Source organism: Streptomyces sp. NPDC104307 (assembly GCF_055584045.1).
This window is the reverse complement of sequence record NZ_JBVJMU010000001.1, coordinates 621,985-643,292: the sequence shown is the minus strand read 5'-3', so window position 1 is coordinate 643,292 and position 21,308 is coordinate 621,985. Positions and strand designations below refer to the sequence as shown.

The 21,308-nt window shown below is 72.7% G+C and carries 14 protein-coding genes; 5 read left to right on the top strand and 9 right to left on the bottom strand.

Features of this window, described 5'->3' with window-relative positions; all coding sequences use genetic code 11:
* Positions 1-187 precede the first annotated feature (187 nt).
* Positions 188-817: a TetR/AcrR family transcriptional regulator gene (locus ACZ601_RS02535; RefSeq protein WP_469532208.1), complete on the bottom strand. Its 630-nt coding sequence runs from the start codon at positions 815-817 to the stop codon at positions 188-190.
* Positions 818-979: 162 nt separating this feature from the next.
* On the opposite strand from ACZ601_RS02535, the gene ACZ601_RS02530 reads away from it, so the two are divergent.
* Complete coding sequence (locus ACZ601_RS02530; RefSeq protein WP_440578665.1) at positions 980-1,855, top strand: phosphatase PAP2 family protein; 876 nt, start codon at positions 980-982, stop codon at positions 1,853-1,855.
* Positions 1,852-2,814, top strand: coding sequence for a DMT family protein (locus ACZ601_RS02525; RefSeq protein WP_469532206.1), 963 nt, complete (start codon positions 1,852-1,854; stop codon positions 2,812-2,814). The genes ACZ601_RS02530 and ACZ601_RS02525 overlap by 4 nt, the downstream gene beginning before the upstream one ends.
* Before the next feature lie 51 nt (positions 2,815-2,865).
* On the opposite strand, the gene ACZ601_RS02520 is transcribed toward ACZ601_RS02525, so the two are convergent.
* Both ACZ601_RS02520 and ACZ601_RS02515 read right to left on the bottom strand, forming a co-directional pair.
* The gene (locus ACZ601_RS02520; RefSeq protein ID WP_469532204.1) at positions 2,866-3,423 is read right to left on the bottom strand and encodes a PadR family transcriptional regulator; all 558 of its coding nucleotides are present in this window, start codon (positions 3,421-3,423) and stop codon (positions 2,866-2,868) included.
* A 64-nt stretch (positions 3,424-3,487) separates the two neighbouring features.
* Positions 3,488-5,503: an FAD-dependent oxidoreductase gene (locus ACZ601_RS02515; RefSeq protein ID WP_469532202.1), complete on the bottom strand. Its 2,016-nt coding sequence runs from the start codon at positions 5,501-5,503 to the stop codon at positions 3,488-3,490.
* 236 nt (positions 5,504-5,739) lie between these two features.
* Between ACZ601_RS02515 and ACZ601_RS02510 the strand changes: the two genes are divergently transcribed.
* Positions 5,740-6,276: a DoxX family membrane protein gene (locus tag ACZ601_RS02510; protein WP_440578661.1), complete on the top strand. Its 537-nt coding sequence runs from the start codon at positions 5,740-5,742 to the stop codon at positions 6,274-6,276.
* Positions 6,277-6,348: 72 nt separating this feature from the next.
* Here ACZ601_RS02510 and ACZ601_RS02505 read toward each other — a convergent pair whose 3' ends face one another.
* Together ACZ601_RS02505 and ACZ601_RS02500 are read right to left on the bottom strand one after the other, a co-directional pair.
* The gene (locus ACZ601_RS02505; RefSeq protein ID WP_469532200.1) at positions 6,349-7,995 is read right to left on the bottom strand and encodes an FAD-dependent oxidoreductase; all 1,647 of its coding nucleotides are present in this window, start codon (positions 7,993-7,995) and stop codon (positions 6,349-6,351) included.
* A 52-nt stretch (positions 7,996-8,047) separates the two neighbouring features.
* The gene (locus tag ACZ601_RS02500; RefSeq protein WP_469532198.1) at positions 8,048-8,968 is read right to left on the bottom strand and encodes an AurF N-oxygenase family protein; all 921 of its coding nucleotides are present in this window, start codon (positions 8,966-8,968) and stop codon (positions 8,048-8,050) included.
* Positions 8,969-9,465: 497 nt separating this feature from the next.
* On the opposite strand from ACZ601_RS02500, the gene ACZ601_RS02495 reads away from it, so the two are divergent.
* A complete protein-coding gene (locus tag ACZ601_RS02495; RefSeq protein ID WP_469532196.1) occupies positions 9,466-9,999 on the top strand; it encodes an EF-hand domain-containing protein in 534 nt (177 codons plus the stop codon).
* 138 nt (positions 10,000-10,137) lie between these two features.
* Positions 10,138-11,049, top strand: a complete 912-nt coding sequence (locus tag ACZ601_RS02490; protein WP_469532194.1) for a class I SAM-dependent methyltransferase — start codon at positions 10,138-10,140, stop codon at positions 11,047-11,049.
* Positions 11,050-11,116: 67 nt separating this feature from the next.
* On the opposite strand, the gene ACZ601_RS02485 is transcribed toward ACZ601_RS02490, so the two are convergent.
* The 4 genes from ACZ601_RS02485 to ACZ601_RS02470 all read right to left on the bottom strand — a co-directional run bounded on the left by ACZ601_RS02485 (position 11,117) and on the right by ACZ601_RS02470 (position 21,260).
* Positions 11,117-12,205: an NAD(P)-dependent alcohol dehydrogenase gene (locus ACZ601_RS02485; protein WP_469532192.1), complete on the bottom strand. Its 1,089-nt coding sequence runs from the start codon at positions 12,203-12,205 to the stop codon at positions 11,117-11,119.
* Between the two features lie 2 nt (positions 12,206-12,207).
* On the bottom strand, positions 12,208-13,632 hold the full coding sequence (locus tag ACZ601_RS02480; RefSeq protein WP_469532190.1) for an aldehyde dehydrogenase family protein: 1,425 nt from the start codon (positions 13,630-13,632) through the stop codon (positions 12,208-12,210).
* 8 nt (positions 13,633-13,640) lie between these two features.
* Positions 13,641-14,408 carry a (5-formylfuran-3-yl)methyl phosphate synthase gene (locus ACZ601_RS02475; protein WP_469532189.1) on the bottom strand — a complete coding sequence of 256 codons (768 nt, stop codon included), beginning with the start codon at positions 14,406-14,408 and terminating at the stop codon, positions 13,641-13,643.
* Positions 14,409-14,627: 219 nt separating this feature from the next.
* Entirely contained in the window at positions 14,628-21,260 is a 6,633-nt protein-coding gene (locus ACZ601_RS02470) for a beta-ketoacyl synthase N-terminal-like domain-containing protein (protein ID WP_469532187.1), read from the bottom strand.
* Positions 21,261-21,308 lie beyond the last annotated feature (48 nt).

Below are 21,308 nucleotides of genomic sequence, written 5' to 3'. Positions count from 1 at the left end.
GCGGTCCCGCACCCGCGCGCGGGGCCTCTCCCCACCGCCCCAGCAGTGGGGGGGGCCGGCCCCCCACCCCGGGGCGGGGGGGACCCGCCGCAGACGCCCCCGCCCGCCCGGTCGGTGCGCCGCCCCCGTCACCACGGTGCGGCGCGGGCGGGCCGTCGTCATCCGCTGGGGCGACGGCCCACGTCTGTCAGGACCCGGACGCGGGGGCGCCCAGGCCGAGTGCGGGAAGGACGGCGCCCTCCACGAAGCGGACCAGGAAGTTCTCGTCCGCGCAGGTCTCCTCCAGTAGGGGCCGGGCGCGCATCACGCCCAGCAGCTGCGCGGAGACGAACTCCGTGGCGGGGTTGTCCGCCGCCACCTCGCCGCGTTCCACGCCGCGCCTGACCATGGCGTCGAGAGCCGCCATCTCCGGCAGGATCAGCGACTCGCGCAGGGCGCACAGCAGCTCGGGGCTCTGGAGCGCGGCGTGACTCAGCGCCAGCATCAGCGTGGTGTCGCGGCCCGAGCCCTCGCCGATGGCCTTCGCCGCCTCGCGCAGGTCTCCCGCCAGGGTGCCCGTGTCAATCCTCGGCAGCAGTCCGCGCCGGGTGCCGTGCAGGGCGGCGACGACCAGCTCCGGTTTGGAGCCCCACTGCCGGTAGAGCGTGGACTTGCCGCAGCGGGACCGGGAGGCGACCCCCTCCATGGTGAGTGACTCGTAGCCACTCTCCCTGAGTGTGTCGAGGACGGCCGCGTAGAGCTCCTGGGCCCGTTCCGGCGTGATCTTCGAGCGGCGTGGCGCGGGCGCCGTCTCCTGCCCGGTTTCCTGCGACGACATGCGCGTTCCCTCTCTGCGACTCTGCGACGAGGTCCATCGATACGCCAGTGTACCGATACGCCAGTGTTCCGATACGCCCGCGTATCGGTACACTGGCGTATCGATACGGCATGGACTCATCCATGCCGCCGTAACACCGCTTAGTCAGCAAAGGGGCACCGGGTGATGTTCGCCGGTAGCAGGCCCGCAGATCAGGAGCCGGACAGCGCTGCCCGACCGCCCCTCGTCCGCGAGCTTCTTCTCGTCGTGGGGCTTTTCGCGATCTACAAGTTCGGCCGCCAGGCCGCCAACGGTCACGTCGACGAGGCGTTCCACAACGCCGGACACGTCTGGGACTTCGAACGCGCCGTGCACCTGCCCGGCGAGGGAACCGTGCAGGGGCTGCTGCTCCACAACGAGACGCTGATCCACCTGGCGAACACCTACTACGCCACCGTGCACTTCCCGGCCACCCTGCTCTTCCTCGGCTGGCTGTACTGGCGCCGCCCGCGCCACTACGTCTGGTCGCGGCGCGTCCTCGCCGTCCTCACCGGTGCGGCACTCGCCCTGCACCTGATCTTCCCGCTCGCCCCGCCCCGGCTGCTCGCCGCCACCGGCCTCGTCGACACCGGTCAGGTGTACGGGCCGACGGTCTACGGGGCCACGCCCGCCACCGACTCGATGGCGAACCAGTTCGCGGCGATGCCCTCACTGCACTTCGGCTGGGCGGTCATGGTCGGTGTCGGCCTCGTCGTCGCGACCCGCTCCCGGTGGCGCTGGCTGTGGCTGCTGCACCCGGCGATCACCCTGTTCGTCATAGTCGGCACCGCCAACCACTACTGGCTCGACTCGATCGTGGTCGCCGCACTGCTCTCGGTGGCCCTGGCGGCCCTGCGCCTGCCGCACACGGAACCGGTCAGGCACAAGCCCTGGCCGGCCGCCGCGGCCGGCCCGTACGCCACCGGCTCCTATGCCGTTTCCGCAGGTGTCCCCGCTGCTGTTCCCGCGCGGTCCGGTGACCGCTCCCCGTCCTACGCCGCGTCCGGAGCCGGACGATGAACGCCACCCTGATCGCCGTCGCGCTCTCCCTGGTCTCCGCCGCCGCCTACGCCTCGGCCGCGGTCGCCCAGGCACGCCTCGCGGGCCGCACCGCACCCGGCACCGGGACGCTCCGGCTGCTCGGCCACGGGGCGTGGTGGTCGGCCGTCGGGCTGAACGCCGGCGGCGCGCTGCTGCACGTGGCCGCGCTGAAGTACGGCCCGCTCACCCTGGTCCAGCCGCTCGGCGCCCTCACCCTGGTCGCCGCCGTCCCGCTGGGCGCCCGCGCGGCCGGGCGCCGCGTCTCCACGACCGAATGGCGCGGCACCCTGCTCACCCTGCTCGGCCTCGGGGCCCTGCTGACGACCTCGGGGGGCTCCGCCCCGCATCAGACCCTCAGCCTGGTCGAGGCGCTCGCCGTGGGCGCCGGGACCATGGCGGTCGTGGCCGGCCTCAGCCGTCCGGGCGCCCGCCCTGGGCTGCGGCACGCGGCGGCCTCCGGCATCACCTCCGGTGTCGCCTCCGCGCTCACCCAGACGCTCACGGTCGCCGTCACCGACCACACCACGGGCCCGCTGTTCAGCTGGCGCCTGGTGGTCGTCGCGCTGCTCGTCTCGGCGTTCGCGATGGGCGGGCTGCTGCTCTCCCAGACGGCCTACCGGGGCGGCCTCGGCGCACCGCTGGCCGTGGTCACCCTCGCCAACCCCGTCGCCGCGGCGGCCATCGGACTCGCGCTGCTCGGGGAGCGCCTCCAGGGCGGGACGATCAGCCTGATCGCGGCCCTGCTGGGCTCGGCCGCCGCGGTACGCGGAGTGTTCCTGCTCAGCCGCGCACAGGCCGGCTCTGCGCCCGTCGCCGCGCCCGTGACCGTGCCGGACGCCCCCGTACCGTCGCGGGTGGTCATCAGGAGTCCGCGCGCGCTCCGCCCGGAGCACGGACAGCACGGACACCTCCGCAGGATCAGGGCCGGCCGGTCCTGAACCGAGCCGTGAAGGGCCCGAGCGTGCGGTGAAGGCCGCGCCAGGGTCCGGCTACCGCGGGCCGGGTGGAGCCGGGGCGACGGCGGCGTCATCGGCCAGTGCGCGGGTCAGCCAGCCGATCCAGAAGTTCTCCAGGTCGATGCCGCCCCGCAGCACGAGATGACGCAGCCGGTCCTCCGCCGCCGTGCGCTCCGGCGGGAAGTCCCGCTCCTCGATCGCCAGATACTCCGCCAGCTGCTGCCGGTGCAGCTCCAGGTGCCGGCGCAGCTCGGTCTCTAGGCCAGGGGCTCCGACGACCGCCGCCGCCCGCATCCGCAGCAGCAGGGGATCGCGGACCTGCTTCGGGTCCTCCGGACGGGCCACCCACTCGGACAGCGCCTCGCGGCCCGCCGGCAGCACTTCGTACTCCTTCTTCTGTCCCCTGGCCGGCTGCGCCGGGACGAGCGCCCTGATCTGCCCGGCCCGCTCCAGCTTTCCCAGCTCGCGGTAGATCTGCTGGTGGGTGGCGGACCAGAAGTAGCCGATCGAACGGTCGAACCTGCGGGTCAGCTCCAGCCCCGAAGAAGGCTTTTCGAGCAGGGCGGTGAGGATCGCGTGCGGGAGTGACATGGGGTGCATCCTAAAGACGGCCGGGCGGGCGGGCGTTCGTACACCCGCCCCCGGACACGCTCGGTCAGAGCGCGGCCGCGAGCTCCGTGCCCTGACGGATCGCCCGCTTGGCGTCCAGCTCGGCCGCGACGTCCGCGCCGCCGATCAGATGCGCCGGCCGGCCCGCGGCGAGCAGCTCCTCGTACAGCTCCCGCCGGGGCTCCTGGCCCGCGCACAGCACCACCGTGTCGACCGGCAGCAACTGCTGCTCGCCGTCGACCGTGACGTGCAGCCCGTCGTCGTCGATCCGCTCGTAGCCCACGCCGGCCAGCATGGTCACGCCGCGGTGCCGGAGCTCGGTGCGGTGGATCCACCCCGTCGTCTTCCCGAGCCCCGCGCCGACCTTGCTCGCCCTGCGCTGGAGCAGATGGACCGTACGCGGCGCCTTCGGACGCTCTGCGGTGCCCAGCCCGCCCCGTTCCCGGTACTCCGTGTCCACACCCCACTGCCGGAAGAACGCCTCCGGGTCCAGGCTCGCCGCATCCCCTCCGTCGGTCAGGAACTCGGCCACGTCGAAACCGATCCCGCCCGCCCCGACGAGCGCGACGCGGTCGCCCACCGGCGCCCCGTGCCGCAGGACGTCGAGGTAGCTGACCACGCTGGGGTGGTCGACGCCCGGGATCGCGGGGGTGCGCGGCGTCACCCCGGTGGCCAGCACGATCTCGTCGAAACCGCCGAGCTGCTCCGCGGTGACCGTGGCACCGAGCTGGACCCCGACCTTCTCCTCCGCCAGCCGGGTACGGAAGTAGCGCAGCGTCTCGTTGAACTCCTCCTTGCCGGGCACCCGGCGCGCCACGTTGAGCTGCCCGCCGATCTCCTCCGCCGCGTCGAACAGCGTCACCTCGTGGCCGCGCTCGGCCGCCGTCACGGCGCACGCGAGCCCGGCGGGACCCGCGCCGACGACCGCGACCCGCTTGCGGGTGCGTGTCGGCGACAGGGCGAGCTCCGTCTCGTGGCACGCCCGGGGGTTGACCAGGCAGGAGGTGACCTTGCCGCTGAAGATGTGGTCCAGACAGGCCTGGTTGCAGCCGATGCAGGTGTTGATCGCGTCCGCGCGGCCCTCGCTCGCCTTCACCACGAAGTCGGGGTCGGCGAGGAACGGCCTGGCCATCGACACCATGTCCGCGCGCCCCGCCGCGAGGATCTCCTCCGCGACCTCCGGGGTGTTGATCCGGTTGCTCGTCACCAGCGGTACGGAGACGGCGCCGCGCACCTTCTCGGTGACCCAGGTGAACGCGCCGCGCGGCACCGACGTCGCGATGGTCGGGATCCGCGCCTCGTGCCAGCCGATACCGGTGTTGATGATCGTCGCCCCGGCCGCCTCGATCTCCCGGGCGAGCAGCACGACCTCCTCCAGCGAAGAACCGCCGGGCACCAGGTCCAGCATGGAGAGCCGGTAGATCAGGATGAAATCGCGTCCGACCCGCGCGCGTACCCGGCGCACGATCTCCAGGGGCAAGCGGATGCGGTTCTCGTACGAGCCGCCCCAGCGGTCGTCGCGGTGATTGGTCGCGGCGGCGATGAACTCATTGATCAAGTAGCCCTCCGAGCCCATGATCTCGACGCCGTCGTAACCCGCGCGCTGCGCCAGCGCGGCCGCCGTGACGAAGTCCTCGATGGTCGACTCGACCTCGTCGTCGGTGAGCGCGTGCGGGGTGAACGCGCTGATCGGCGCCTTGATCGCGCTCGGTGCCACCAGACCGGGGTGATGGGCGTAACGCCCGAAGTGCAGGATCTGCATGGCGATCCGGCCGCCCGCCGCATGGACGGCCGAGGTCACCCGCGCGTGTTCGGCCGCCTCCGCCTCCGTGGTCATCTTCGCGCCGCCGGGAAAGGTGCAGCCGGCGTCGTTCGGCGCGATGCCGCCGGTGACCATGAGGCCCACGCCGCCGCGCGCACGAGCGGCGTAGAAGGCGGCCATGCGCTCGAAGCCGTGCTCGACCTCCTCCAGACCGATGTGCATCGATCCCATCAGGACCCGGTTCGGGAGAGTGGTGAACCCGAGGTCGAGCGGGCTCAGCAGATGCGGGTACGGGCTCATGCGGCGGCTCCTCGCGCAGTGTCGTCGCACCAGTTCTAGAGCACCGGTACGCCATTGTGCAACAAGTTGCACAATGGCGTACGTCGCACTGTGCCATGGGTCACCCGCCCTTCGGCCGATGCCCGGACGGCCTAACAACGTGACCCCTCGGGGCGCCGGGACGCGGAGAGTGGACCCGTACCGCACCCGGGGCCCCTTTCCGTCCGGCCGGGCCCCCGAACCCCCCGGAGAACCCCATGGGCAGCGTGAACCGTCGAGACCTCGGCCTCCTTCTCCTGCGCGTCGGTACCGGCGCGGTGCTGGCCGCGCACGGCAGCCAGAAACTGGCCGGCTGGTTCGGTGGCGGAGGCATCGAGGGCACCACCGCCGCGATGGAGGCGATGGGCTTCCACCCGCCGAAGCACAGCGCGGTCGCGGCCGGACTGGGCGAGGCCGGCGGCGGCGCGCTGCTGGCCCTGGGGCTGGCCACGCCGGCGGCGGGGGCGGCGGCCGCCGGCGCCATGGCCGGTGCCGTGGCCGTCCACGCGCCCGCCGGATTCTTCGCACAGGGCGGCGGTTACGAGTACCCGGCCTTCCTCGGGTTCACCGCTGCCGCGATCGGGCTGATCGGCCCCGGCCGCTACTCCGTGGACCAGGCCACCTGCCACGTGTTCAACCGGCCCTGGACGGTGGCTCTGGCCTTCGCGGGCGGCGCGGTGGCGGCTGCCGCCGTCGTCGGCAAGCGCGCCAGGGGACAGGTCCCTGCTCCTGCTCCGGCTCCGGAAGAATTCTGATCCGGCGGGGGAGCTGAGCCCGGAGGTTCCGCCGTCTGCCGGTCGGGTCCCGCCCCGCTCTGTGCCGTCCGGTCAGTTCGATGGTCTGCGGCGGCCGCGCTTCGCCGCCGCGACCAGCGCGGGCACCGTGGCGAGTTTGACCCGGGGGCGGCCCTGCGCGCGGCCGCCCGCCAGCTCGGCCCGTTCGATGGCCGCCAGCCCCCTGGCGTCTATGACATCGCGGCCCCGGCTCCGGGCGAGGCGGTGGAATGCCCGGGGCGGGGGAGCGGGGGAGGGCAGCACGCCCGCGACAGCGTCGGCCAGGAGAGAGCCGACGGTCTCGGCGGCGCAGGTGCGATTGGCCCCGATGCCGCCCGACGGGCCCCGCTTGATCCAGCCGACGACGTACGTCGCCGGCAGGCCGGTGACCCGGCCGCCCTCGTGCGGAACGGTTCCGGTCGTCTCGTCGAAGGGCAGCCCCGGCACCGGCAGACCCCGGTATCCGATCGCCCGCAGAAACAGCCCCGCAGGTATCTCCCGCTGCCCCTCTGCGGCCGTCACCCGCACCGCTTCGACCCGGGCCCGGCCGAGCACTTCCGTCGGGGCCGCGTGGAAGCGGAAGACGATGCGCCGTCCGGCGGTCGGTGGACGCGGCAGGCCGGCCGTCTCCCGTGGCACGTCCCGGAACAGCGCCGCCTTCTCGCCCGGCGCGGCGGCGTCGATCGCCTCGCCCGTCCTCGGGTCGCTGTCGTCGACGACCAGCTCCACGCCCGGCAGGTGCTTGAGGGCGAGCAGTTCGGAGGCGGTGCAGGCCGTGTGCTCCGGGCCGCGCCGCCCCAGCAGCACCACCTCGCGCACCCTTGAGTCCCGCAGGGCCGCCAGAGCGTGACCGGCGATGTCCGTGTCCGCCAGGGCGGCCGGGTCCGTGACGAGGATGCGCGCGACGTCGAGCGCGACGTTGCCGTTCCCGGCGACGACCACCCGGTCCGCCGGCAGGGCGACGCTCTCCGGCGGCGTCTCCGGGTGGGCGTTGTACCAGGACACGAACGAGGTGGCCGAGATGCTGCCCGGCAGGTCCTCGCCCGGGATGCCGAGCCGCCGGCCGGTGGAGGCGCCGACCGCGTAGATCACCGCGTCGTGGTGCTCGGCGAGCTCCCCCACGGTGACGTCCCGGCCCACCTCGACGCCCAGGGCCATCCGTACCCGGGGGTGCGAGTGGAAGCGCGCGAACGTCTCGCCCGCCTTCTTCGTCGCGGGGTGGTCGGGCGCGACTCCGTACCGCACGAGACCGCCCGCCACCGGCAGCCGGTCCACCAGCGTGACCTCGGCGTTGGTGTGCAGCAGCAGGTCCTCCGCGGCGTACATCCCGGCCGGCCCGGTGCCGACGACCGCCACCCGGATCGGTGCGAAGCCGGACGGCAGGCTGCGCGGGAACGACGGCTCGCCCCAGGCGTGGAAGTTCGGTCCGGCGACCGGCTCCGGCTCCCGGTCCTCGAAGTAGGCGGCGTTGATAGCGGCGTACTCCTTGCGCGCCCCGAAGAGGCTGTCCACCGGGAAGACCGCGTCGACCGGGCAGGCATCCGCACAGGCGCCGCAGTCGATGCAGGTCGCGGGATCGACGTAGAGCATCTCGGTGCTGCCGAAGGCCTGTTCCTCCGGGGTCGGGTGAATGCAGTTGACGGGGCACACGGCGACACAGGTGGCGTCGCTGCAGCAGGTCTGGGTGATGGCGTAGGTCATCTCGTCATCTCGTCGGTTCGGTCGCTCGGTCGGTTCGGTCGGCGCGCCCCGGTCAGATCAGGGAGGCGCGCTTGTAGAAGAAGAGGGCCGGTTTGGTGAGGAGCCGCGCCGAGGCCAGGAACTCCATCAGGCCCGAACAGCTGGACCGCATCAGCGACTTGTGGTGCTCATTGGCCCCCGCCTCGCTACGGGCGCGCCCGCTGTCCAGCCCGGCGTTCGCGTAGACGTCCCGGTTCACCATGCTGGTGACGATGTAGTACGAGGCGATCGCGACCACGAGGGAGTTGATGTGGCGGCGCACCGGACCCGCGTTCCGCAGGCGCCTGCGCGTCTCGTCGCGGGCGAACTTCATGTGCCGCGACTCCTCGACCACGTGGATGTTGTTGATGGTGCGGACGAACGGCGCGACCCGCTCGTCCCGCATCCAGTCGCGCTGCATCACATCGAGCACCTCCTCGGCGACGAGGATCGCGGCGTAGGCGGCCTCACCGAAGGCAAGTGTCTTGAAGGCCCTGCCCAGTTCGACCACCGGCCGGCGCGGCCGGTAGGCCGGTGCGCCGAGCTTCGCCGCGCCCCGGGCGAACATGATGGAGTGCCGGCACTCGTCTGCTACCTCGGTGAGCGCCCACTGGAACCGCGGGTCGGTCGGGTCCTTCGCGTACATGTCGCGCAGCACCATCTGCTGCAGGATCATCTCGAACCAGATGCCCGTGCTGGCGACGGACGCGGCCTCCTGGCGGGTCAGGGCCTTGCGCTGGGCCTCGGTCAACTCCTGCCAGTACGCGGTTCCGTAGAGCGTGCTCCACTCGGGGCTCGCTCCGTGGTGGTCCGGGTCCATGGGGGTGTCCCAGTCCACCTCGGTGGCCGGGTCGTACGACAGCTTCGCGGCCGAGTCGAGCAGACGCCGGGCGACGTCCTGCCCGGCGGGCCGGTCCTGGTGGTGGTCCTCCGGCCGAACAGTGCTGCTTGCCATGGAGCGGCTCCTTGAATCGAGGGAGATCGACCCGACGGCGCCCGACCGGAGCCTCATCCCTGCCCACTCGATGAGACAGCCGGCCGCCGGACACCGTCCTCGCTTATTAGACGTGGCGTCTAGCAAGCTGTTGGACGGAAGGTATAACAAGAGCGGGCGTCGGCCTACCCCTGTGCGGCACATTCGTACGGTCTCTCCATGGCTCGTCGGCGTCCCGGCCGCAACTCCGCCCGGCGGAGGATGCCGGGCGGGCGGGGTGACGGCGTCTCCTGTGCGTTCCGAATGACTGATTATTCGCGGCACACATCATATGGGTGAAATGCACCCGTTCAGGTGAATCGACGTGGATTTTTCAAGCAACGGCGATCGTCGGTTGGATAGTAAAGGGGCGGCCGAAGTCCGGGGAGTCCGGGCGGGGCTGGTAAGTGCGGTGAACCATCATTCGTCGATTCCTTCTGGCCGCCGGCAGGTTCGGCCGGGAGAAAGGTGGCTGGGCTGTGCGTGTAGAGGCAACCAATCGGGTCAGGCTTGTTTTCTCACTGTTCGACGCCAATGCCAATGGTGTTCTCGAAGCGGACGACTTCGAGCTCATGGCAGGTCGTGTCATCGAGGCGGCACCCGATTCCGAGGACACGGCGAAGAGCGCCATGGTGGCCGCATTCCGGCGGTACTGGTCGACCCTCAGTGCTGAGCTGGACGCTGACGGGGACGGACTGATCACCTTCGACGAGTACGCGGCCTGCGTGCTGTCACCTGCGCGTTTCGACCTGGCGATCAGCGATTTCGCCGAATCGCTCGCCGCACTGGGCGACCCTGACGGCGACGGTCTCATCGAGCGGCCGCTCTTCATGGCGCTGATGACCGCGATCGGTTTCGAGCCCCCGAACATCGACGCCCTTTTCGATGCCTTCGGACCCTCGGATTCCGATCGGATCGAGGTCGCGTCCTGGGTGGTCGGCATCAAGGACTACTACAGTCCCGAAAAGGCCGGTATTCCCGGTGACTGCCTTGTCGGGAGTGTGGCAGGCTGACATGGCGGGTCCCGTTCCGAGTGGAATCGGACCCGCCATTTCGATGCGCCGCTGATGGCGGTCTCCCTATGTCTCAGGGGGCGCGTGACCGGCGTGGAGTATCGGATCAGTGAAAGCGGAAGGGGAGGGGCAGAAGAAATGAATGGAACGGGAATATCCGAAGGGGTGGGAGAGGCGGAAGGGGTGGCGGGGGGCGTCGGCCTGACCGCTCTTCTGGTCGCCGCGGCACGCGCGATCGAGACCCACCGCCACGACCCCCTGGCACGGGACGTCTTCGCGGAGCACTTCGTGCTCGCCGCACCGGCATGCGCCGGCTGGCCGGTCCGCATCCAGCAGGTTCCCGACGGGGACGCGAACCCCCTGTGGGGGCGATTCGCGCGCTACTTCGGTCTGCGGACGAGAGTCCTCGACGACTTCCTCCTCCGGTCGGTCCACGCGGACGCCCGCCAAGTGGTGCTGCTCGAGGCCGGGTTGGACTCCCGGGCGTTCCGGCTCGACTGGCCTGCGGACTGTGTGATCTTCGAGGTCGACCGGGCAGGCGTGCTGGCCTTCAAGCACGAGGTGCTCGACGGGCTGTCGGCCGCCCCCAAGGCCACGCGCATACCGGTCCCGATCGACCTGCGCGCCGACTGGTCCGGAGCACTGACCGCCGCCGGCTTCGACCCGGCCGCACCGAGTGTCTGGCTGGCCGAGGGACTGCTGTTCTACCTGCCCAGCGACACCGAGACCCACCTCATCGACACGGTTGACCGGCTGAGCGCCGCAGGAAGCGCCCTCGCGTTCGAGGTCAAACTCGACAAGGACCTGCTGGAATACCGCGACAGCCCCCTCTACACCTCGACGACCCAGCAGATCGGCATCGACCTCCTCACCCTCTTCAACAGGGAGGCGAGACCCGACTCCGCCGGCAATCTGACCGCCAAGGGCTGGTCCGCATCGGTCCACACGCCCTTCGACTTCACCCGCCACCACGGACGCGGGCCGCTGCCGGAGGAGAACGACGCGCTGGCGGGCAACCGCTGGGTGTTCGCGAACAAGCCACGGCCGTAAACACGCTGCGGGGCGGTCCGGTCTCCCTCCTCCTCGGGGTTCTGCACCTTCGGAACTGGTGCCGCACCTACGGAACCAGCACCGGTTTGACCACGCGGCCCGCCTCGCAGTCGCGTTCGGCCTCGTTGATGTCGGTGAGCGGGTACATACGGATCAGCTGATCGAAGGGGAACCGGCCCGCCTGCCACAGCCCGGTCAGCCTCGGGACGAACAGCCGCGGCACCGCGTCCCCCTCGCAGATGTGGGAGATCCGCCGGCCCCGGTCGAGCGAGCCCGGTTCGAGCGGCAGCGCGCCGCGCAGCCGTGCCACCAGCCCGAGGTGACCGGCCGGGCGCAGGGCCCGGAGCGCGTCGTTGATCAACGGGGCGGAGCCCGTGGTGTCCAACGCGTACTGGGCGCCGCCATCGGTCCGGCCCCGGATCCGGTCGGCCAGCCCGGACGATCCGGCACGCAGTGCGATCGCGCCGAACCGCTCGGCCAGGGCCAGCCGTTCCGGGAACCGGTCGACGGCCACGGTCACCGCACCGGCGGCGGTGGCCGCCATCACCGCGGCCAGACCCACCGCCCCCGCACCGAAGACCGCGAGGGTGTCACCGGGGCCGGCGCCGAAGGAGTTGAGGACGGCTCCGGCGCCGGTCAGGAAGCCGCAGCCGAGCGGGCCGAGCAGTTCGACCGGCAGCGAGGCATCGACCCGCACGGCATTGCGGGCCGGGACCATCGCGTACCCGGCGAACGACGACTGGCCGAACCACCGGGGAGCCAGCTCGCCACCGGCCGCGTCCCTGAACCGCGCCGCGTGCTCCGCCCGGCCCCCGAAGAGGTTGAGCGAGGCGAAGGAGTCGCAGTAGGCGGGGGCGGCGCTCAGACACGTCCGGCAGTGTCCGCAGGAGTCGAAACCAAGGACGACGTGGTCACCGGTGCTCAGGCCGGTGTCCGGGCCGCACGTCTCCACCACCACCCCGGCCCCCTCGTGGCCGAGCACCGCCGGAAGCGGTGAGCGGCCCGCCGAGTGCCGCACCGCGAGATCGGTCCGGCACATCCCGCAGCCCGCGATCCTGACCAGGACCTCGCCCTGCGCCGGCCCCGCGTCCAGGACCACCTCCTCGACGGTGAACGGGCCCCCGTACGAGCGCAGTACCGCCGCGTCGAACCTCATCCTCACCCCTCCTCCTGCTCCTCCTGCTCCTCCTGCGGCCGGTGCACGACGAAAGGCCTGAGGTTCCCGTACAGCCCCCACGGGCCGCCCGCGACGCCGACCCCGCTCTCCTTGATGCCCGCGAAGGGCTGGGCGAGGGACAGTTCGGCATGGTGGTTGATCCACGCCGTTCCGCATTCCAGCCGGCCGGCGACCGCCTCCGCCCGGTCGAGGTCGGTTCCCCACACCGAGCCGCCCAGCCCGAAGCGGGTGTCGTTGGCCGCATCGATCGCTTCGTCGAGGTTTCCGTACGGCAGCACCGGCAGCACCGGACCGAACTGTTCCTCCGTCACCACCACACTGTCGGGCGGCACATCGGTCAGGATCGTCGGCGCGAAGAAGTACCCCGGCCGGTCCAGCCGGTGGCCACCGGCAGCGGCGCGGGCGCCGTCCGACAGGGCCTGGGCCGTGCAGTCCTCCACCCGGGCCAGCTGCTGGGCGTTGTTGACCGGCCCCAGCTGCGTACCCGGGTCGAGCCCGGATCCGACCACCGCGGACTTCGCGTACCGCGCGAGGGCCTCCACCACGCCGGAGTGGAGCCGGGCCGGGACATAGACGCGTTTGACCGCCATGCAGACCTGCCCGCAGTTGCGGAACGCCGACCAGAACAGCCGTTCGGCGATCCGGTCCACATCCACGTCATCCAGCAGGATCGCGGCATCGTTCCCGCCCAGCTCCAGCGTGACCCGGGCGAGCGAGGCCGCCGCTTCCTCGGCGACCGCCCGCCCGGTGGGAACCGAACCGGTGAAGGTCACATGGCGGATCCCCGGATGGCACGCGAGACGAGCGCCCAGCGGTTCACGGCCCGTGACGACCGTCAGCACGTCCTCGGGCAGGGCGGCGGAGATCAGGGACACCATCAGCCGGGTGGCGAGAGGCGTGAACGGGGACGGCTTGAGCACCACCGTGTTGCCCGCGGCGAGCGCGGGGGCGAACTTCGCCGACGCGAGCTGGAGCGGAAAGTTCCACGGGACGATCGCGGCGACCGGACCGAGCGGCCGCCAGCGGATCTCGCTGAGCACCGGACGGCCGTCCGTGATCGGCAGGGGCCCGGGAGCGGACCCCGCGAAGTAGCGCAGGCGGGCCGCCGTGCGGGCGACCTCGGCGTACGACTCGGTGAGGGGTTTGCCCTGTTCGCGGGTGAGCAGCGGAGCGAGACCGGGGCCGGCCGCCTCCACGGCGTCGGCGGCCGCGAGCAGAGCGGCGGCGCGGGCGCCGTCATCGGACCGCCAGTCCCGCCAGGCATCCTGGGCCCGGCCGACGACGGCGTCCAGCTCGTCCGCCTGCTGGTCGGGGGAGTCGTCGAAGGCCTCGCCCGTCGCCGGATCGACAACGGCGAAGCGCCCGCCGCGGGTACCGGGCCCGCGGCGGGGCCGGCAGTTCGGCATACCGGTGATCAGCCCGCCACGGCAGGGGCGGTGGGAGCAGTGGCGGCGTGCTCCCGGGCGTGCCGGTCCATCTCCGCCCGGAAGGCGGCCACCAGCACCGGCCGAATCCGCCCGGTGTTGCGGTCACCTCCCTCGCAGACCGCCCCGCGCACCCCCACGATGTCGGTGCCGATACGAGTCAGTGCCCCGAGGTCGGCCGCCTTGACACTGCCCGCGAGGGCGGCGAGCAGGCCGGCCTCGTGGGCCCGCCGGACGAACTCCGCGCAGACATCGGGCGGCACATGGTCGAACAGCCGCGTCCCGTCCTTGATCGCGGTGTCCAGCATGGCCGCGTCGGAGCCGGAGCGCCGGGCGATGTCGGGCAGTGCCAGCGGATTGACGCAGCCGATCCGGTGCGCGTCGGCATACCCGGAGGCGACGACGAACGCGTCCGGCCGGTACTCCTTCACCGCCCGGACCACCCCTCGCATGACCTCGACGGCCTGCTCGGGCGTCGAGCAGCCGTAGAGGCCGACCTTGATGTACGTGGCCCCGGAGACGGCCGCGCCGAGCGCCGCCTGGGCCACCGTGCCGGGCTTGAACGGCACGTCCCCCACGGTGGCGGACACCGGCTTGTCCGCCGGGACCGCGTCCCGGATCTCCCTGATGACCCAGGGGTAGTTCGCGCCGAGCGACCCCTCATCGGGCTTCTTGACGTCGACGATGTCGAGGTGCTCCGCCGCCTTCGCGCAGTCGAGGGCTTCCTCGACGCCGTCCGGGGAGATGAGAAGCAACAATGTGAATTCCTTCCACCGCAGACCCGCCTGCTCGGGGGCGGTCGGATCTGAGTCACTTGGATCACTTGCCGTCCGCTCATCATGGCCGCGGGCCGTGGCCACCGTCAGGGCGTGCGGAGTCAGAACGGTTCACTGCCCCGACCCGGCCACGCGCCGCATTCCGCCGTCCACGCCGGATCGCGCGACTGCGGAACGGAACTTCCGCGCCCGCGAAGCCCGTTACGGCGTACGCCCCACGCCTGGCACCGCCCGCATGCCCAGGCCCTTTACCCGGTAGATGCATGTGTCGTCGCCCCACAACGACGCATCCGCCACGGCATAGGGGCCCCGGGTGTCCGTGCCGCTCGCCACGATGTCCATGTCCACCCTGATCAGCCGGTTCGCCGGGGTGATCTGGCCGCGATACGTCCAGACGGATTCGCGGCCGGGCAGCACCGGTTCGAACACGGCGCCGGGGAGGCCGTCGGGGGCGCCGCTCTCCAGCAGATGGAACTGGAGGAGCTGGCACATGGCCTCGATGCCCAACGAGCCCGGCTGAACCGGGTCCTGGAAGAAGTGGGCCCGGAAGAACCAGGCGTCCGGGCGCACATCCTTCTCCGACCGCAACCGGCCGAGCCCCGCGCTTCCCCCGTCCGGCCAGTAGCCCGTGATCCGGTCCAGCATCAGCAGCATCGGTCCCGGCAGTCGCGGCTCCCCGGCGCAGTACCGGGCGGGACGGGCGGTCAGATCGACGGTACGGCCGCAGGGCTCGTCGAGCCGGGCCCGCTCGTCCGCCGAAGCCGGGAGACCCTGTTGCTCGTCGAAGGCCGATCGCGGGAAGTAGCCGAAGGCCGTGGAGAGTTCGTACACCGGTACACCGTCGGCCGTGCACTCCACCCGGAACGACTCGATGATCATGTCTCCGCCGGACGAGACACGCGTCAGCTCGGCCCTGGTACGGACCGTGCGCGTCGCCGGAGTGACCTCGCCGGTGACCGTTCCCGTTCCGTCGAGGTTGCGGAACAGCAGGTCCGTCGCGCCGGTCAGCGCGCTGCCCACGTACGAGGCGAGCCACCCGCACGGTTGCAGCGCGATCTCCAGCAGGACGGCGAACGGCATGGCGCGGCCACCGTTCTGCTCGAAGTACCAGGCCAGGGCGGGCACGTCGTACTCGGCGACGACGACGCTGCCCTCCCGCATACCGGCCTGCGGCCCGTCCACCGAGACGATGCGGCTCATGAAGTGGTACGGCGGTCCGGGCAGCCGGGCCACCTTGCGGGTGCCGTCGAACGGCTCGTACATGGCGCCGAACGCCTCGCTCGGCCTGCCCCACGCACAGGCCAGCAGCGAGGCGTAGTCGAAGGGGAATCCGTCGGCGGCCACGGCCACCGGCTTCTCCTCCCGGTGCCCGGCCAGCCCGGCGAGGTCCGGCAGAGGCACCGGGGTGCCGCTGGTCTGCACGGCGGGCGGGCCCGAGTGCCGCCAGTGCGACAGCGGCCAGTCGGGGACCAGCCGGAGCGCCATGCCGCGGCCCAGGAATGCCTTGGCCCCGTCCACCGAGCCGAGGACATCGGCGTACAGCGTCGGCACCGGTCCGCCGGAGACACCGGACACGAACACCTCGTAGACCACCCGCCGGCCCTCCGGGGTCGCCTGGCCCCGGCACATCGCGCTGGAGGGGTGTCCGGTGACCGGTTCGAAGCGCCAGCCGTCCCGGTCGACGGTGAAGCCCATGGCCGTCAGGTAGAACGCCATCGCCTGGAGACCGCCCTGGAGCATCAGCGTGCCCGGCATACAGGGGTCGTTCTTGAAGTGTCCGGTGAAGAACCAGTCGTCCGGCGACAGCGCGGTCTCCGCGCGCAGATACCCCCGCCCCCACGGTCCTCCGGCCGGGTCGAACGCGACGACCTCGTCCAGCAGCCGCATCCGGCCCTCGTCGAGCGTGGGCGTACGCACGTGGGCCGCCGTCGCCTCCCAGCCGGGCCCGAAGCAGTCGGCGGGCCGCCCCTCAGCCAGGGCTCGCATCCGGTCCGCGTCGAACCGGGTCCGTTCGCAGCGCACGGCCGGCGGGTCGAGCGGCAGCTCTTCACCGGGTGCGTGCTCTGCGGGATTCCAGCGGACACCGCCGCTGCCGGCGAGCTCCGCCGGGGTGAAGAACCCGGCCTGGCCCTCGCGGACACTGAGCCGCAGTTCGCCGTCCACGTAGCAGTCGTAGTGGAAGAAGGCCAGCCGGACGCCGTCGGCCTCCGCGTGGCCGTCGACATGGATCTCGAAGCACAGGGTGTCGCCCGCTTTCGGCGGGGTGCCGTGGAACGTCACCTCGCAGCCGAGCAGCCGGTACGCGCGCTCGCCCCGGTTCAGGAGGTCGACGCCGAGCCAGCTGAGCAGCAGCAGATCGGCCTGGCCCGCCTCGATGAGCAGGCCGGCCGGCATCCGGCCCGTGGGGTCCAGGTACCAGCTCCCGGGCAGGACGTCGGTCTCCGTCCAGATCCTCCCGTCCGTGCGCACCGGACCCGGCAGCGTGAGCGCCGCGGGCACCGCGTCGAGGCCGGTGACCCGGTCGGCGAACAGCATGGGCGGCCCCGGCATCCGGGTCTGTACCGCGTATCCGTCCTGTTCGGCGAAGCGCGGACCGAACAGGACGGAGATCTCCCCGGAGGCGAGGTGCTCCAGCTGGGCACGGTCGAACTTCGGCCCCGGCCTGTGAACGTGCGAGGGCGAGGGCGAGGGCGAGGGCGAGGGCACCGGCACGCGTGCAGGTGGTGGAGCGGGGGGCCGTACCGGAGGGGAGCCGGGCCCGGCTCCCCTCGTGCCGGCGGCGGTCAGCGCCCTGACGGCGAGCGCGGACACCCGCAGGAACCGCTGGTGGGCCTCGGTGTGCGCGGCCATGACCTCCTGATGCAGCGTGGCGACCCGTAGGCCGTGCGCTGCGGCCACGGCCCCGGCGCCCGTCGCCTCCGCGACCCCCGGCTCCTGGGCGGTCCGCGCGGGCAGCCGGGCCGGGGCGGGGGAGGAGGGCGACGGTACGACGACAGCGGGCTCGGCGGGCTCGGCCGGCTTGGGGATCACGGCGGCCCCGGAGATCACGGTGGTCGCGGTGGCCTCGGTGATCTCGGTGGGGGAGCCGGGGGGCGGGACGGGGCGCCGGTCCGGCACGGGGGCCAGCTCGGGGGCCCGGGGCAGAACGGTCACAGCACGCTCCAGGGACGGCAGGCACGGGGTCGGTGGCACGGGAACGGTGACGGCGGGGCCGGGCGGCGGGAGCTGCGCCGAGGCCTCGGCGAGCCGGGCGAACACCGCGTCGGCCCGCACCGGCACTCCGGCGACGACGAGTTCACCGACCGCGAGGCACAGTTGCCGCAGCCCGGCGTCCCCCGAGGCGTCCAGCGCGACGGCCACATGCTCCCGGTCGCCGAGCACCCGCTTGATCCAGCCGGTGCACAGCCTCCGGGGCCCGTGCTCCACGAACACCCGCACGCCGTCCGCCCACGCCCGCTCGACGGTGGCCGCGAAGTCGATCGTGCCGACCCCCTGCGCGGTGATCGCCTCCGCGGCCCGCTCGGAGGTCGGCCGGTACGCCCGCCCGGTGGCCCCGCTGTAGAACCGCACCCCGGGCACGTCGACCGTGGGACGGCGGTGGGCCTCGCGCCACACCTCGGAGACCTCGGCCAGCTCCGGCGCGTGGGCCGCCAGGTCGTAGTCCAGCTCGATCGCCCGGTCGGCGCCGATCCTGGCCACAGCGGCCGCACACGCCCGGGACTCGCCGCCGATGACACAGACACCGGGCGCGTTCACCGCCATCAGGTGAACCGAGGCGTCCGAGGCCAGCTCCGCGCGGACCGCTTCCAGCGGTACTCCGAGGAGGTAACTCGACCACCGGGAGCCCTGGATGCCCCGCTGCCGCCAGTAGCGCCGGACCGCCCGCAGCTCACCCGTGAGTTCGGTGGTGAACAGACCACTGTCCCGGACGGCCTCGAACAGCCCGGAGGCGTCCGGCCAGGCCCCCAGTGCGACGAGCGCCGTCGACTCGCCCGAGGAGTATCCGAGCGCGGCGTCCGGGCGCAGTCCGAGCAGGTCGCGGCTGAGAACGGTGTGGAAGACCGCCAGTTCGGCGGCGGCCCAGATCTGGCCGAGGACTCCCGGCTCCGGCTGTGACCGCAGCTGGGCCGTCATCGCCCGGTGCTTCTCCCGTACGGCCTCGCCCAGCGACGGCAGGGCGAGCATCAGCTCATGGCCCATCCCGGGGTACGCGGCCGAGCCGTTCGTGTACACGAAGGCGGTCTGCCCGGTGACCGGCCCGTCCCGGTACAGCAGATCGGCCGGGCGGACCCCGCCCTCCGTCAGCCAGCGGCGGGCGGCCTCCCGGCGGTCGGCCGGCAGGGTGTCCCCGTCGGCCACGAGCGCCAGGCGGGCCGGACCCGAGGCGGACCGCGTCCCGGAGTCCAGCGCGGCCAGCACCTCCTGACGGTTCGCCCCGGAGAAGACGTGCAGACGCGGCGCCGTGGACCGCAGCCACGGCAGGGCGTCCCCCGCGCGCAGCCGGACGCTCGCGGCCGGCCCCTCCAGGGGTACGGCCACGGCCAGCGCCGTGTGGGCGACGGCCGCGGCGTCCGCGGGCCCGCCGGGGCGGGGCACCGCGCGGTGCTGGAGCGAGAGCGCCGCGACCGCGACGGAGACCAGCCCGGACGCGGCATGGGCACGCCCGAACACCGACGACGGATCGAACACCGCGTCCGGTCCGTCCCCGATGACCATGTCCGGTTCCCCGGCAGCCCCCTCGTCCAGCAGGGCCACGACGGTGTCGCCGTCCCTGCGCGCCGCGTCCAGGGGCTTGAGGACCAGGACGACCGCCGCGTCCCCGGGCTCGTCCTCACGGCCGAGCTCCCGCAGAGCGGCCCGGTGGACCGCCTCGCAGGACAGGTCGGTGGCACCGACGAGAGCGGCGTCGGCCTCTCCGGAGCGGATGGCCCGGACCGCGAGTTCCAGCGCGACCAGACCGGACGCCTCCTCCGCGGACACCGTGAACCCGGGCCCGGCCAGGTCCAGTTGGGTGCTGATGCGGTTCGCCGCGAGGTTCGGCATGCTGCCCACCACCCCCTCCGCCGTCATCGGGGGAGCGAACGCCTCCCGGGCGGCATCCGCGGAAGAACCCGTGACGGGCGCGCCCGACTGCTCCAGCCAGAACGGCACCCGCCAACGGGCCCCCGCGCGGGCCACCTGCGGGTCCACCCCGGTCCCGATGACCACCATGGTCCGCTCCCGGGGCAGGCTCACCTTCCGTACGGCCTCCCGGGCCGCCTCCAGCACCAGGAGCTGATGGGGTACGGCCCGCTCCAGGGCCAGCGGCGGGAAGCACAGGTCCGTCAGCTCCACGGCGATCTCCGTGACGGGACCGCGCCGTTCACCACCCAGCACCGCCTCTCGCAGGTCCTCGGCGGACGTACCCTCGCCGACCCTGGCACCGATGGCCACGATCGCCACCTGGACCGGGGCCGGTGCGGGCGTCGAGTTGGGAGCGGCCGGCCGGGCGCGCCGCACGGCGGACCCGGGAACGGCGTCCGGCGGGTCGACGATCAGGTGGGCGTTGGTGCCGCCGAACCCGAAGGCGCTCACCGCCGCCCGCCGGGGCCCCGTCCACTCCTCCGCGGCGGACAGCACCCGCAACGGGGTTCCCGCCAGCGCGTCCAAAGGCCGCTGTGCGCCGAGCGTCGCCGGGCGGACCCCCGCCCGCATCGCGCCGAGCACCTTCAGCAGTCCCGCCACGCCCGCAGCGGCCAGCAGGTGCCCGACGTTCGACTTGGCCGAACCGATGGGCATGTCGTCCGCCGCCCCGAAGACCCGGGCCATACCGCGCGCCTCCACCGCGTCACCGACCGGAGTCCCCGTCGCATGGCACTCGACGAGCGACACCGACTCCGGCGATACCCCCGCCACCTCGTACGCCAGCCGCATGGCCCGTACCTGGCCCTCCTGCGACGGGCTGATCAGTCCGGAACCCCGACCGTCGTTGGACAGCCCCACCCCGCGGATCACGCCGAACACCGGCAGTCCGGCGGCGCGGGCCTCTGACAGCCGCATCAGGGCGACGAACCCGGCGCCCTCGCCGTGCACCAGCCCGTCCGCGTCCCGGTGGAACGGGCGGCTGCGCCCGGTGCGGCTGGTCGCGGAGAGGCCGCAGAACCCCACGTGGAGGTAGAGGGGATCGGGGCGGCTCACCGCGCCCGCGACCATCAGGTCCGCCGTGCCGTCGTGCAGCCGGTCGCACGCCAGCTTGATCGCGTACAGCGAGGACGCGCAGGCGGCGTCGAGCGACCACGCCCCGGCACCGAGGCCGAGCGCGTCGGCCGCGAGCCCGGCGGGCAGCCCGGACGAGAAGCGGTTGCGGGCGTCGGGGCGCGCGCCGCGCTCACCCGTCAACAGGGCTTCGCGCAGCGGCGGTTGCTGCGCGGACAACCAGACGTGCTCGGCGTAGGCCGCCCCGGCGGGTGTCGGGTACGACAGGTTCCCCAGCACCAGGCCGCCGCGCGGCAGCGGGCCGGTGCGGCCCGCCTCCGTGAGCGCCTGCCGCACCCCGTACAGGACCCAGTGGAAGAGCGGGTCCAGAGACGAGATCCGCTCCGGGGAGATCCGGAAGCCGGCAGGATCGAAGACGGACTCGAACCCGTGGACGTACCCGCCGACTTCGGTCCAGGTGCGGTCGAGATGGTCGTCCACCGAACCCATGGCCCAGTGGCGCGGCAGCCGCCACCGGTCGGCGGGGGCGGCCGACAGGCTCAGGCGCCCGCCGGCGATGTTCTCCCAGAACGTGTCCGGGTCGAGCGCGCCGGGCAGTACACAGCCCCGGCCTACGACGGCGATGGGTTCGACAGGCATACGGGTCTCACTTCACGGCAGGGCGGAGGCCGAGGGCGGGGTCAGGAG

What these genes read in the sequence shown, in the direction of transcription:
- ACZ601_RS02515 (WP_469532202.1), bottom strand. Translation starts at nt 5,503, where the DNA reads ATGAGCCCGTACCCGCATCTGCTGAGCCCGCTCGACCTCGGGTTCACC.
- ACZ601_RS02470 (WP_469532187.1), bottom strand. Translation starts at nt 21,260, where the DNA reads ATGCCTGTCGAACCCATCGCCGTCGTAGGCCGGGGCTGTGTACTGCCC.
- ACZ601_RS02500 (WP_469532198.1), bottom strand. Translation starts at nt 8,968, where the DNA reads ATGGCAAGCAGCACTGTTCGGCCGGAGGACCACCACCAGGACCGGCCC.
- ACZ601_RS02490 (WP_469532194.1), top strand. Translation starts at nt 10,138, where the DNA reads ATGAATGGAACGGGAATATCCGAAGGGGTGGGAGAGGCGGAAGGGGTG.
- ACZ601_RS02525 (WP_469532206.1), top strand. Translation starts at nt 1,852, where the DNA reads ATGAACGCCACCCTGATCGCCGTCGCGCTCTCCCTGGTCTCCGCCGCC.
- ACZ601_RS02510 (WP_440578661.1), top strand. Translation starts at nt 5,740, where the DNA reads ATGGGCAGCGTGAACCGTCGAGACCTCGGCCTCCTTCTCCTGCGCGTC.
- ACZ601_RS02520 (WP_469532204.1), bottom strand. Translation starts at nt 3,423, where the DNA reads ATGTCACTCCCGCACGCGATCCTCACCGCCCTGCTCGAAAAGCCTTCT.
- ACZ601_RS02535 (WP_469532208.1), bottom strand. Translation starts at nt 817, where the DNA reads ATGTCGTCGCAGGAAACCGGGCAGGAGACGGCGCCCGCGCCACGCCGC.
- ACZ601_RS02485 (WP_469532192.1), bottom strand. Translation starts at nt 12,205, where the DNA reads ATGAGGTTCGACGCGGCGGTACTGCGCTCGTACGGGGGCCCGTTCACC.
- ACZ601_RS02480 (WP_469532190.1), bottom strand. Translation starts at nt 13,632, where the DNA reads ATGCCGAACTGCCGGCCCCGCCGCGGGCCCGGTACCCGCGGCGGGCGC.
- ACZ601_RS02505 (WP_469532200.1), bottom strand. Translation starts at nt 7,995, where the DNA reads ATGACCTACGCCATCACCCAGACCTGCTGCAGCGACGCCACCTGTGTC.